The sequence below is a fragment of the Bradyrhizobium sp. CCBAU 53421 genome, assembly GCF_015291625.1.
Taxonomy (GTDB): Bacteria; Pseudomonadota; Alphaproteobacteria; order Rhizobiales; family Xanthobacteraceae; genus Bradyrhizobium.
On sequence record NZ_CP030047.1, the window covers coordinates 3,085,860 to 3,098,799 of the forward strand.

10 protein-coding genes are annotated in these 12,940 nt (G+C 62.8%); 8 read left to right on the top strand and 2 right to left on the bottom strand.

Annotated features, from left to right (window positions below):
* Window positions 1-172 precede the first annotated feature (172 nt).
* The 8 genes from XH92_RS43825 (at window position 173) to XH92_RS14525 (ending at window position 10,225) form a co-directional block, all read left to right on the top strand.
* Window positions 173-811: a hypothetical protein gene (locus tag XH92_RS43825; protein WP_371818015.1), complete on the top strand. Its 639-nt coding sequence runs from the start codon at window positions 173-175 to the stop codon at window positions 809-811.
* Window positions 811-4,491 carry a strawberry notch family protein gene (locus tag XH92_RS14495; RefSeq protein WP_371818016.1) on the top strand — a complete coding sequence of 1,227 codons (3,681 nt, stop codon included), beginning with the start codon at window positions 811-813 and terminating at the stop codon, window positions 4,489-4,491. Before XH92_RS43825 ends, XH92_RS14495 begins: the two co-directional genes overlap by 1 nt.
* The gene (locus XH92_RS14500) at window positions 4,491-5,552 is read left to right on the top strand and encodes a toprim domain-containing protein (RefSeq protein WP_194459807.1); all 1,062 of its coding nucleotides are present in this window, start codon (window positions 4,491-4,493) and stop codon (window positions 5,550-5,552) included. The genes XH92_RS14495 and XH92_RS14500 overlap by 1 nt, the downstream gene beginning before the upstream one ends.
* 338 nt (window positions 5,553-5,890) lie before the next feature.
* Window positions 5,891-6,814, top strand: a complete 924-nt coding sequence (locus XH92_RS14505) for a DUF2493 domain-containing protein (protein WP_194459808.1) — start codon at window positions 5,891-5,893, stop codon at window positions 6,812-6,814.
* 144 nt (window positions 6,815-6,958) lie between these two features.
* Window positions 6,959-7,408: a hypothetical protein gene (locus tag XH92_RS14510; protein ID WP_194459809.1), complete on the top strand. Its 450-nt coding sequence runs from the start codon at window positions 6,959-6,961 to the stop codon at window positions 7,406-7,408.
* A gap of 568 nt (window positions 7,409-7,976) precedes the next feature.
* On the top strand, window positions 7,977-8,297 hold the full coding sequence (locus XH92_RS14515; RefSeq protein ID WP_065728096.1) for a DUF736 domain-containing protein: 321 nt from the start codon (window positions 7,977-7,979) through the stop codon (window positions 8,295-8,297).
* 394 nt (window positions 8,298-8,691) lie between these two features.
* Entirely contained in the window at window positions 8,692-9,423 is a 732-nt protein-coding gene (locus XH92_RS14520) for a hypothetical protein (protein ID WP_194459810.1), read from the top strand.
* 301 nt (window positions 9,424-9,724) lie between these two features.
* The gene (locus XH92_RS14525) at window positions 9,725-10,225 is read left to right on the top strand and encodes a lipocalin-like domain-containing protein (protein WP_194459811.1); all 501 of its coding nucleotides are present in this window, start codon (window positions 9,725-9,727) and stop codon (window positions 10,223-10,225) included.
* 272 nt (window positions 10,226-10,497) lie between these two features.
* Here XH92_RS14525 and XH92_RS14530 read toward each other — a convergent pair whose 3' ends face one another.
* Together XH92_RS14530 and XH92_RS14535 are read right to left on the bottom strand one after the other, a co-directional pair.
* Entirely contained in the window at window positions 10,498-12,285 is a 1,788-nt protein-coding gene (locus tag XH92_RS14530; RefSeq protein ID WP_194459812.1) for an adenylate/guanylate cyclase domain-containing protein, read from the bottom strand.
* 356 nt (window positions 12,286-12,641) lie between these two features.
* The gene (locus tag XH92_RS14535) at window positions 12,642-12,875 is read right to left on the bottom strand and encodes a hypothetical protein (RefSeq protein WP_246788423.1); all 234 of its coding nucleotides are present in this window, start codon (window positions 12,873-12,875) and stop codon (window positions 12,642-12,644) included.
* Window positions 12,876-12,940 lie beyond the last annotated feature (65 nt).

Below are 12,940 nucleotides of genomic sequence, written 5' to 3' on the forward strand. Positions count from 1 at the left end.
GGGATGGCTCCAGCCATCCCGCGTTGCTTGGGGGCCGGTGTGCAGCGCCGGTCCCATTTTTTTTGGCGAGCGCTGAGAGGGAGAGTCGGGCCGGGAGGGGTTTGAGCCGTTGGGGTCAGAGAAGAGCGCCTGATGGTTCGACCCGTTCCTGCTCTTCGAAAGAAATCCTGTCATGACCGAATCTCTCGCGGGCGGCGCTGCCGCCGCGCCGCTCTCGATGCGTGCCGCTGCCACTCTCACCACTGCCGCCCTCAAGGCCGCCCGACAGATCTTGACTGATCTCGAACGCGGCCGTCGCATCGATGCCGCAGTCCTGCGTGGCGCCATGGAGGCTGCCTTCGGTGCCTCGGACGCGGCCGGCGCCTGGAACTGGAAGACCGCCTATGATGTCTGCGAGGCGGCAACCGTTCTCTTCCTTCGCAAGTTCGGTCCGGCCATCCGCGCCAAGGCTGGCTCGACGGCTGCCATGCTGCCAATGCTCGCGAGAATCGCGAGCTGTCTGCCGACCCATACGCGGCGCTCCGAGGATAGTCAGGCGCTCCAGCAATTTTCGACGCCGATCCCGCTTGGGCTGGCCGCATGCACCGCAGCCGTCATTACGCCTGCCGACCGCGTTCTGGAGCCATCCGCTGGGACCGGCCTGCTCGCAATCCTTGCCGAGCTCGCCGGCGGCTCTCTGATGTTGAACGAGTTGGCTGAAGGCCGCGCGGCGCTGCTAGATCATTTGTTCGCCAACGTTGAGGTCACGCGGTTCGACGCCGCGCAGATTGATGATCATCTCGACGCGATGTTGTGCCGAGCGTCGTTCTGATGAACCCGCCGTTCTCCGCGGTAGTGAATGTCGATCGACGGATGGCGGACGCGGCCTTCCGGCACATCGCTTCGGCGCTCGCGCGCCTTTGCGACGGTGGACGCCTCGTCGCCATCGCTGGCGCGGGCCTTGCGCCGGATAACCCTACGTGGCTAGAGGCCTTTGTTCGCCTCCAGGCGTGCGGGCGTGTCGTGTTTTCTGCCGCGATCGACGGCGCCGTCTACGCCAAGCACGGCACCCAGACGGACACGAGGCTGCTCGTTATCGACAAGCTGCCCGCCGCGGATCCGAACGCTTTTCCCGCTTCAGTGGGCATGGCGAGTGATGTAGCCACGTTGCTTGAGTGGGTGACGCAGCATGTGCCTCCGAGGTTGCCCGTCGCGGCGCCGGTCGTTGCCGACGTCATTCGGCGCCCTGCAATTTCCCGATCGGCCGGCGCCATTGCACCAAGCCCATCGTCCACTTCCGGGAGCGCGCCGGAAGGTGTGGAACTTGCGTACGAGACCGTCGAATGGTCGCCGCCGGAAGGCGCCCGCCTCACCGATGCGCTGTATGAGGAGTACGGATTGCAGTCGATCCGTATTCCCGGATCATGCGCACATCCGACCAAGCTCGTGCAATCCGCGGCGATGGCGTCCGTTGCGCCACCGAAGCCGTCCTACCGTCCGCGTCTACCTTTAAGTCTGGTGGCGGACGGAGTTCTATCGGACGCCCAGCTCGAAAGCGTCATTTATGCGGGCGAGGCGCATTCCGAATTCCTCGCGGGCTCCTGGACGGTCGATACGACGTTTGACGTTGTGGCCGCCGCGCGCGACGACGCAGAGACTGCCGTCCGCTTTCGCCGCGGCTGGTTCTTGGGTGATGGCACTGGCGCGGGCAAGGGGCGGCAGGTTGCCGGGATCCTGCTCGACAATTGGCTTAAGGGCCGCCGCCGTGCGGTCTGGATCAGCAAATCCGACAAGCTGATCGAAGATGCGCAGCGCGACTGGTCCGCGCTCGGCATGGAGCGACTGCTCGTTACGCCTCTGTCCCGCTTTCGCCAGGGCACACCGATCCGGCTATCGGAAGGCATCCTTTTTGCCACCTACGCCACGCTACGCACCGACGAGCGTGGCGAGAAGCTTTCGCGTGTCGGACAGATCGTTGAATGGTTGGGCTCCGACTTCGACGGAGTGATCGTCTTCGACGAGAGCCACGCCATGCAGAATGCGGTCGGCGGCAAGGGCGAGCGCGGCGATCAGGCGGCCTCTCAGCAGGGGCGCGCGGGCCTGAGGCTCCAGCACGCCTTGCCCAATGCTCGCGTGGTTTATGTCTCGGCAACAGGCGCCACCACCGTCCACAACCTCGCTTATGCGCAACGCCTTGGCCTCTGGGGCGGTGCCGATTTCCCATTCGCCACGCGCGCCGAGTTCGTCGAGGCAATCGAGGAGGGTGGGGTTGCGGCAATGGAGGTGCTGGCGCGCGACCTCAAGGCGCTCGGTCTCTACGCTGCCCGCTCATTGTCCTATGAGGGCGTCGAGTACGATCTCGTCGAACACCAGCTTACGCCGGAGCAGGTTCGCATCTACGACGCCTATGCCGACGCGTTCAGCATCATCCATAACAATCTCGACGCGGCGATGCGGGCCGCCAACATCACCGGCGAAACTGGAACGCTGAACGGGCAGGCAAAATCCGCGGCCCGATCCGCCTTCGAGAGCGCCAAACAGCGCTTCTTCGGCCATCTGCTGACCTCGATGAAGACGCCGTCGCTCATCCGATCGATCGACCGCGATCTCGACGCCGGCCATGCCGCTGTCATCCAGATTGTCTCAACGGGCGAAGCGCTGATGGAGCGCCGGCTCGCGGAGATCCCGACCGAAGACTGGGGCGACGTCCAGGTCGACATTACCCCGCGCGAGTATGTGCTCGACTATCTCGCCCATTCCTTCCCGGTCCAGCTCTACGAGCCCTTTACAGACTCGGAGGGCAACCTCTGCTCTCGGCCTGTCTATCGCGATGGCCAGCCGGTTGAGAGCCGGGAAGCCGTCGCACGTCGCGATCGCCTCATCGAGAAGCTCGCCTCGCTGCCTCCGGTACCTGGGGCGCTCGATCAGGTCGTGCAACGTTTCGGCATCGACATGATCGCCGAGGTGACCGGCCGTTCGCGCCGTGTCGTGCGCAAGGGCGACCGGCTGGTGGTCGAGAACCGCGCCGGCTCGGCCAACCTCGCCGAGACCTCGGCCTTCATGGACGACGTCAAGCGGATCCTCGTGTTCTCCGACGCAGGCGGCACGGGGAGGAGCTACCATGCCGAGCTGTCGGCCCGGAATCGCCGCTTGCGGGTCCATTATCTGCTCGAGCCCGGCTGGAAGGCGGATGCTGCGATCCAGGGCCTCGGCCGCACAAACCGGACCAATCAGGCACAGCCGCCGCTGTTTCGTCCCGTCGCGACAGACGTGAAGGCCGAAAAGCGCTTCCTTAGCACCATTGCGCGCCGGCTCGACACCTTGGGAGCAATTACGCGCGGACAGCGCCAGACCGGAGGGCAGGGCCTGTTCCGGCCCGAGGACAATCTCGAAAGCCAGTATGGGCGTGACGCGTTGCGTCAACTCTACACACTGCTCGTCCGAGGCAAGGTCGACGGATGCTCGTTCGAGAAGTTCGAGGATGCGACCGGCCTGAAGCTGACAGATGCCAATGGGCTCAGGGATGACCTGCCGCCGATCACGACCTTTCTGAACAGGTTATTGGCGCTCACCATTGACCTACAGAATGTGCTGTTCACCGCCTTCGAGCAGCTCTTGACCGCTCGGATCGAAGGCGCGGTTGCATCCGGCACCTACGACGTGGGGTTGGAAACCCTCCGTGCCGAGAGCTTTGTCGTCACCGACCGGCGGACGATCTATGACCATCCGGGGACCGGCGCCGAGACCCGGCTGCTCACGGTCGCCCAGCGCCAGCGCAATCATCCGGTGAGTCTGGATGACGCTCTTGCTCGTCTTTCCGATCGTCAGGCCGTCCTGCTCGTCAATGAGCGCTCGGGACGAGCCGCTGTGCAGGTCCCCGCGGCGGGCGTCATGCTCGATGACGGCGAGATCGAGCGGCGCGTCCGTCTGATCCGGCCGATGGATCAGCACACGGTCCCCTTGACCACCATGGCCGAAAGTCATTGGGACGAAGCGGATCGTGAACGCTTTGCCTCGACCTGGCTGGCGGAGCTTGCCGAGGTGCCCGAGTTCACGGAAAGCACGATCCACGTTGTGGCGGGCTTGCTGTTACCGATCTGGAAGCGGTTGCCGAACGAGTCGACCCGCGTCTATCGGCTCCAAACCGATGCGGGCGAACGCATCATCGGACGCAAGGTCTCTGCTGTCTGGGTCGCAAGCGTCCTTGCGGCGGACGCGCCTTCGCTGACGCCGGATGCTGCCTTTGCTGCGCTGGTGGAAGGACGGACCGTCCTCGATCTAACGGAGGGCCTCCAGCTTCGTCGAGTCCGGGTGATGGGTGCATATCGCATCGAGCTGTCGGGATTCAACGACACGATGCGCGATCGCCTCCGTGCTTACGGCCTCTTTGGGGAGATCATCTCCTGGAAGCTGCGCATGTTCGTACCCACGGACGCGAGCGGCATTGAGGTCCTGTCGAGGGTGCTCGACACCTTTCCGGTTACGGGCGTCAGTGAGCGGGAGGCCGCGTGATGTCCGGCGATGTCTCCGAGCTGGCAGGCCGCCTCGCGCGCGAGGCCGAGGCGGTGTGCCGACACTATCTCCCCAATGGTAAGCGGGCGGGGCGGTACTGGGTGGTGGGCGACGTCCACAACACCCCGGGCCGCTCGTTGTTTGTGCGGCTCCAGGAATCGTCGAAGGGCCCCGCCGGCAAATGGACCGATGCCGCGACCGGGGGGCATGGCGATCTCCTCGACATCATCCGCGAAAGCCTTGCCTTGCGAGACTTCCGCGAGGTCGCCGAGGAGGCGAGGCGCTTTCTGAAGCTGCCTCGCTCTGAGGAGCAATCACTCCCGAGACCCGTTCGTCCAGTCGTGCCGGCCGGATCGCAAGAAGCAGCCCGTCGACTTTTTGCAATATCCGGTCCGATCGAAGGGACGTTGGTGGAAACGTATTTGCAACGTCGTGGAATAAGCCAAATCCACCATGGTGGTAGCCTGCGCTTCCACCCACGTTGCTACTACCGACCGGACGAGCATTTGCCGACTGAAACCTGGCCGGCGATGATAGGCTCTGTCACGGACGCCGAGGGACGGATCACCGGCGTGCATCGCACCTGGCTAGATCCACACGGCTTTGATCGCGTGCGGCTCGGCAAGGCCCCGATCGACACGCCACGACGGGCCATGGGCGACCTGCTTGGTAACGCCGTTCGCTTCGGCGTGGTGGACGACGTGCTCGCTGCGGGCGAGGGGATCGAGACCATGCTGTCGCTGCGTTATGTACTGCCGACCTTGCCCATGACCGCTGCTCTCTCGGCCAATCACCTCTCAGCCTTGTTGCTGCCGTCTGGCCTACGCCGACTCTATATCGCCCGTGACGCAGATGCCGCCGGAGATGCCGTACAGGCTATTCTCACCCAGCGCGCAGAAGCCGCCGGCATTGAAGCGATTGCATTGTCGCCCCGGCTGGGCGACTTCAACGAAGATCTGCACATCTTCGGCCTCGAGGCCCTCCGAGCAGCGTTGCTACTTCAACTCGTACCGGAGGACGTCGTCCGTTTCCTGCATTCGTCGATGGCAACCGCGGAATAGCCCCGGCAATTCGATGGGCGTCGACAGATCGGTCGCGGTGCGGCCACTGCCGGAAGAGGACGCGACCTCGGCCTTCTAGAGGGCGATCGGACGGCAAGCGGCTCGGGCCGGCAATGGCCGCGTCCGGCTATTTTCCGCCGCGCGCCGGCAACGAGAAGACACCTTAGCCATCTGGCGAGCGCGCTTTGCATCGCGAAGCAAAATAGCCGGCCTCCGCCATCCTCCGCTGCGCTTCGGCCCTCCGCTCCGCTCCGGGTTCTGGCCCGTTCCGCCTGCCGTCTGAGTGATCGCCACGAAGGCCGCGATGGTCGCGGCCGATCCGGCAAAGGATCACCTCCATGACCGATCACGATGACATTGAACCGCCGCACGCCGCATCTCCGACTGAACACGTTCTTACCGAATTGCAGCTCTTCGGTTACCGCCCCTTCGACGACCAGCCCGATCCACGGCCGCTCCCCGAGGGCAGGATCATTACCGGTGCCGTCGCTGACATCTTCGATGCCCTGGTCGCCACATTGAGCGACACGCGGCTCGAGCCGGACCTTGACGATCTGCTCTGGTCGACTGTCAACCTGTTCCATCGTGCCGTCGACCGCATCGGTCGCCAACTCGACGACAACGAACAGGCGCAACAGAAGAGTCAGCGCGAGCAGAACGGTTCCGAAGTTCGATCCGTCGAACTCGAGCGCATCACAGCGGAAGGCATCACGCTGATTGAGCGCCGCAACTGTCTGGAGCTCTTCCGCGATCAGGCCATAGAGCGCTTCGAGACTCACACCGGCTCATTCTGGCGCCCCCGATCGGGATCGCTGGTGAACCATCGTACGCTGACCGCAGCGATGATCGACTCCCGCGACTTCATCGCGGCCAAGCGCCGCGCCGAGACCGAGGTCATGCTGCCCGCTGGGCCGAAGATCGCACTCACCGGAGGACTCGACTTCAACGACCATCATCTGATCTGGGATCGCCTCGACAAGGTTCACGCCAAGCATCCCGACATGGTCCTGCTCCACGGCGGCTCACCGAAGGGGGCCGAATTGATCGCCTCCAAATGGGCGACGACCCGTAAGGTGGCTCAGATCACCTTCAAGCCCGACTGGACGAGACATGCCAAGGCAGCACCGTTCAAGCGCAACGATGCCATGCTCGAACTGCTGCCGATCGGCGTTATGCACTTCCCGGGCACGGGCATCCAGGACAACCTCGCCGACAAGGCGAAGCGGCTCGGCATCCCCGTCTGGAGGTTCGGCGGCGCGTGAGCGCCGTCTTCTCGACTCCAAGCCTTCGAGGCGGAATTGCTCACGCCGCAACTCCGCCTCCTTTCAGTCTCATATCCAGAGTTGCGCCGTGGTGGTGGTGGTGGAAGGCGCGACTGGTGCTTCTATGCACCTGGAGCCACCACCATGCTCGCCCTTGGGCTTGTTCTCAACACACTCGGCATTGGCTTGTTCTGCTGGGCGATCTTTGCGATCGCAGTGTATGCCCTGCCGTTTTTCGTCGCACTGAGTATCGGGATGACTGCGTTGCAGACCGGCACTGGTGTCGTCGCCGCGCTTCTTATCGGGACGGCCGGCGGCGCGCGGACGCTCGTCCTCGGCCAGATCGCCGTCGCTGTTACTCGGTCCTTGGCCTTGCGCATCGCGATCGCGACAACGTTTGCTGTTCCCGCCGCGGTCGCCGGCTATCATGTAGTCTTCGCCCTGTCCCCGATCGGGGTGCCTTCGCTGGCTTGGCGAGAGGTCTTCGCATGCCTAGGCGCGGTTTGCATTGGCCTCACGTCGTGGATGCGCTTATTCGTTTTGGCGGAGACCCGCCCCTTCGAGCCGGGTGGTGTGGTGGAGAGTACGTCCTAACCAGGTTCTTAAAGGCCGAGAGCTGACCGTCTACCGCCTTCATCGTCGAACAGGTTCGCATAGTTCGGCGCGCTGAATGGGAGATGATTGAGACCTGAGCGCGCGAGAGGCAGTCCTGCTCGGAACTCCTCGATCAAGCTGCCGGCATTCGGTCTGGCCCACGCAGCCGCGGCAGAGCGATCTTACCTGATCGGTTCTTTGGAGACGATGCCGCCCTTTGCAGGAGATTGTTTCTCTTTCCGCGCTGAATCGTTCCGATCCCTTGTTCATCAAAACCGAGATAGCCACGCTTCTCCAGAGTTGTGGGTCAGCACGCGGACGCACGTGGCCTCGTTGATGGCTTGATCTGGCCGAAGACCGGCTTTGCCTCGATCGTCTGAGCCGCAACGCCGTTGATGCGACTTTCTTCCCCTGGGCTTCGCCCATTCCTCGCGAGACAAGAAAGTCGCCGCAACGACGTCCTCCGCTGCGCTCCGGCCCGAGCGGGTGCGTCGCCGATCGTCCTCGGCCCTAGATCGCCATCGAGGCCGCGGTGGTCGCGGGCTCGAAACACAACAGGAGAAGTGACATGGCTAACATCGGTTCTTTCAAGAAGGTCGGTAACGATTTCCAGGGTGAGATTGTCACGCTGAGCCTGCAAGCTAAGGGCGTCCGTATCGTCGCCGAGACAAGCCGGTCCAACGACAACGCCCCCAGTCACCGCATCTACGTGGGTCGCGCGGAAATCGGGGCAGCCTGGTCGAAGCGCTCCGAGGAGGGCCGCGACTACCTCTCGCTCAAGCTCGACGACCCGTCGTTCAACGCGCCGATTTACGCGAACTTGTTCGATGACGAGGGCGGTGAAGGCTATACCCTCCTCTGGTCGCGGCCGCGCAAGAACGGCGAGTAAGAACGCCCACAAACCCCGTCCGACCAAATCGGGCGGGGTTTCTTAGAAGCCTACCCATAGCGTAACGCCATTTCACCGCTGCCTGGCCCATCCGCGCGGAGGCAGACTGGTTCGCCCAATCGTTGACACGGCCGATGCCACCCACGGCCGACAAAAAAATATCGTGCAGCTTAAGGCACTCGATGACGTCCATTTGAGGGATCTGTTGTGCCGAAATAACGCTCGCAGCAAGGCCCGAGTGCCAGTCAATCCACCCAGTGCGGTGGCGCAAACAATTTTGGCACGCACTGGAGACTGGAAGTTTCCAGCAATCGCCAGCGTAATCTCGGCGCCGACGATGCGCCCCGATGGCTCACTGCTTACCGAACCGGGGTATAACAGGGAGACGCGCCTGTTGCTGGTCGAGCCGCCGCCGATGCTTCCCGAGGCGCGCGAGCACACCCGCAGCCAGATGGATGTGTTGCTGAAGCACGAGCTCATCGCGCCTTACCGGCCACAAGCCTCCTTCGGAGGCTATGATCGCTACGCGAAAGCCGACCTCGACACCTTTCTTGCCAACCTTCGGCGCTACGCCAGAGCCGTGGTTCGGCCGCCGAAGCGGGCGGCCAATATTCCGGACGCCGCCCGCCAAGCGTGCTGCTCGGCCGCGGAGGTCGTTCGGCTGATCCTCGATGATCGGATCGAGGTTATGCGACTGCGCAGCGTGCGCGGCTACATGGCGCTCCACGTCAACGTCAGGCAGTTGCTGGATGCCGTCCGAGGACCTGAGACCGGTCTGTCCGTGCGCCGGCTGGCGAGGCTGATGCGCACGAGCGATCGTGTCGTGGAGGCGCTGATCAAGCACAAGCACCTCGCCAGCTATACGGCGCCGAACCCGATGAACCGGTGCCCGCAGGTGCTGGTGAGCCCGGCCGAGATCGCGAAATTCGAGGCCTCGTTCGTGTCGCTGCATAGCCTTGCAAAACAGCTGAAACGCTCGCCAGGCCGCATGCGCGCCGAGCTCGAAGCGGCCAAGATGAAACCCGCGTTCAACCCAGCCCAGGTCCGGGCCAGGTTCTACCGCCGGGCAGCGATCACGGCAGCAGGCTTATCGACGCCAACTTCACGCCAGTTGTGGCTCCCCTAATAGTTCCCAACTCAGTTTGGCAACAGGTTGTTGCCAAACTGAAACCGCGGACTCAAAACACGCGAGCGCGCCAGGCGCCGGTTGGACGCTTTCGGGCAGAAGCGGACATCAGCCCGCTGACAATCCCTGTTGAAGCCGTCGAAAATGACCCGAAGCGGACCTCGTCCATCCCTCCTGTCGCGGTACGCCAAAGGAGTAGGCTGGAGGCATGCGCAAGGCTATTCAAAAATGCTATGTGGTCAGGATAGCCAGTCGACGAAGGTGCGCACGAAAGCCCCCTCAAATCCTGCGGATCACGATCGTGGAGGACAAGATGCGGATATTGCCAGTCACGACAGGATTGACGTTGGCCTTTTTGACTAGCGGCGCGGCGGCCGCTCAACAAGCAAGCCAGTTGTCAGCGGTCGGAGATTGGAAGCTAACGGCGATCTACGACAAATTCGAGGATGGACATCTTCGAAATACTTGGGGAGACAAGCCGCAGGGTCTGCTGCAGCTTAGCGCGGGCGGTCTTATCAGCTTGCAAGTTATGGGTGGAAACAGGCCGCCGAAGTCCGAAACCGTTCCGACTGAGCCAGTTGGGCCAGTACGGTGCTCGTACGGAACGTACGTCCTGGACATAAGTGGCAAAACGTTGAAATTTGTCGTTCAGCAAGACAGCTATCCGCAATTCATTGGCGTTACCCGGACTCTCAAGGTGGAGGAACTTACACCCACTACACTGAAGTTCTCAGTGGCGCCGATACACGATCCGAAAGGCGGAGACTTCACGCCGCATCTGGAGTTCGCGCGCATTCAATAGGGCCGAGTTGGTGTCGCGATCTTGCGCAGCGCTCCGCCAGCACTTCGTTCGGTCCCGATCTGATCTGCCGATTGAGCGGCGTCGGTCTTACTTCCGCTTGTGAGGGGTAGACCGGACATCAAACGGCCTCGTGCAAATCGAGGCTTGTGACCCGTCGCCGAATAACCCGTTGCGGAAGTCGCTCCCTTATTCGATCACATCATCGGCGCGCAATCAGGATTGACCGATGAACCCGCCAAATCGAGTGTTGATTGACCGCCAGTTGCGCAGGTTTACGCCGAAAGCCCTGCCTTCTGTAAGCCAGTCATAAGACGTGCGCGGTCGTCCTCCCGCACATAAGCGTTCTGGTTCGCCGCAACGACTCGATTAAATCCGGGAACCAGCGCCTGGACGCGTGCAAGTGCTGCCGCCGCCCGCTGCTGGTCGCCGGCGAGGGCGCTGCTCGCCGCCAGCATGATGTTCGGATAGGCATGGCCCGGCCGCACCGTCGCGGCTTCGGCAGCAAAGTCCGCCGCCTTGGCGTAGTCGCCCTTCTGGAACCAAGCGAAGGCGAAAAAGAGATCGAACTCGTCCCGCATCAGATCGCGTGGACTTAGACGAATTGCGTGGGCAATGGCTGCGAGCGCGCCGTCGCCGTCGCCGGCGAGCGCAAGGCCAGCGCCGAGGAACGAATGACCATAGGCGAAGTTCGGGTTGAGCTCGACCGCCTTGCGCGCCGCGGCGACGGTCTCACCGCCGCCTCGCGTAGCGATACATAATATGGTGCGGGCGACGTAAGCCCAGGGATCATCGGCGTCGAATTGCAGCGCCTTGGCCACGCTGTCACTGGCTTCCGCAAGTGCAGGTCCCATCGCGTCCCACCCTTGAAACGCGCGCCACACGGTCAGCCAAGCCTTGTGGGCGTAGGCGCGGGAATAGCCCGTATCGGCTGCAATAGCGCGGTCGAGTAACGCCATCCCGGCCCGGCTGTCGGCCTCGGTGAACCGGCTGATCCGATCCATCGCCTGCATGACCAGTTCCCAGGCGTTGAGGCTGGACGGCGTCTTGTGCTGGGCTCGGATAATTTCGGCGACGTGAAGCTGCGGTTCGATTGCCCCGGCGATGCTCTCGGTGATCTCGTCCTGGACGGCGAAGATGTCCTTGAGCTCACGATCGTAGCGTTCGGCCCAAACGTGATTGCCACTCTGGCCATCGATAAGCTGAGCCGTCACCCGCACGCGGTTCGTCGCCTTGCGGATGCTACCCTCAAGCACATACCGGACACCAAGCTCCCGCGCGATCGTCTTTACCTCTATGGCTCGACCTTTGTAAGTGAAGGTCGAATTGCGTGCGATCACGAAAAACCCACGGAGCCGGGATAGCGAAGTGATGATATCCTCGGCAATTCCGTCGGCAAAGTGCTCCTGCTCCGGGTCGCCTGACATGTTGGCAAATGGAAGGACGGCGATTGACGGCTTGTCGGACAGCGCGAACTGTGCCGAAGGCATTTCGTGCGCTGCAGCCTCCCGTTGCGTCGCAGGCAATGCCTTGCTGGCGACGCCGACTTCAAGCGAATAGACTCGAACTGGCTCGACGATGTTCTTCAGTTGCGTCGGGCCAAGATCGCTGACCGCGAGATCGAGCCTCGCTTTTACCAGACGGTAGGCGTCTTCCGACAGACAGATGCTGCCGGGCTTGGCGATGCCCTCCAATCGCGCGGCGATGTTGACGCCGTCGCCCATGAGATCGCCGTCGCTCTCCTCGACAACGTCGCCTAGATGGATGCCGACACGGAATTCGATGCGGCGCTCGGGCGGAAGGCCGGCGTTGCGCTCGATCATTCCGTTCTGCACCTCGATAGCGCAGCGCACGGCATCGACCACGCTGCGAAACTCGATGAGGCTCCCGTCGCCGGTGCGCTTCACCACGCGCCCATGATGCACCGCGATAGTCGGATCGATCAGATCGCTGCGCAGCGCCCGCAGCCGCGCCAGGGTGCGATCTTCGTCGGTACCGGCAAGCCGGCTGTAGCCGACCACATCCGCCGCTAGGATCGCTGCGAGTTTCCGGGTTTCCGTCACGACCGTCCCCTGCGCTGTACCCAAATTAGCACAAAACGAGCCTAAAAGCGGACCCTTTCGACGTTCGCCGCAACGCAGCGATACTTCCGAAGTTGGCCCATCGCGACATATTGCGCCGCCGCAAGAACTCATCCGTTATAGGGGCGAAGCGGACATTGCGTTCGTTGCATCAGGCCGCAAACTAGATGCTCATGCCTTACGATCCCGGAAAAGCTACCGCACGCACACTAACTGCTCGCGCAACTCAGTCTGCGCGTCGGGCGCGGATCGCGGGCGCACTTTCGTGTAAATCACAGTCTCGCCTGCCTGAAACGTGAGCCACTTCAGAGGATTCGTTGGCTGAGATCGCGGGCTTTCTATAGTGTGAACGACACCGAGTGCAGGACGTTGAAGTCAGAATAGCCATCGACGCCGCGAACGATGGCCTCGCCGTCGATCACGAACTGCTTCTGACAATCCTTGAGCGCAGCCTCGACGATCCAGGGGAAACGCTTGGTGAAGTCGTTCCCGCCCTTAGTGATCAGCCGAACGCGATCTCCGTCCCGCTCGAGGCGCAGGCGGTAGCCGTCGTATTTGAGCTCGTGGAACACTCCGGGCCGGCCGGCACGGCCTTGCGAACCGTTGGCAGGCAGAACTGGAATTGGGCATGCCCCGA

Coding starts and splice junctions, on each gene's coding strand:
- XH92_RS14505 (WP_194459808.1), top strand. CDS start 5,891: ATGACCGATCACGATGACATTGAACCGCCGCACGCCGCATCTCCGACT.
- XH92_RS14500 (WP_194459807.1), top strand. CDS start 4,491: ATGTCCGGCGATGTCTCCGAGCTGGCAGGCCGCCTCGCGCGCGAGGCC.
- XH92_RS14495 (WP_371818016.1), top strand. CDS start 811: ATGAACCCGCCGTTCTCCGCGGTAGTGAATGTCGATCGACGGATGGCG.
- XH92_RS14510 (WP_194459809.1), top strand. CDS start 6,959: ATGCTCGCCCTTGGGCTTGTTCTCAACACACTCGGCATTGGCTTGTTC.
- XH92_RS14515 (WP_065728096.1), top strand. CDS start 7,977: ATGGCTAACATCGGTTCTTTCAAGAAGGTCGGTAACGATTTCCAGGGT.
- XH92_RS43825 (WP_371818015.1), top strand. CDS start 173: ATGACCGAATCTCTCGCGGGCGGCGCTGCCGCCGCGCCGCTCTCGATG.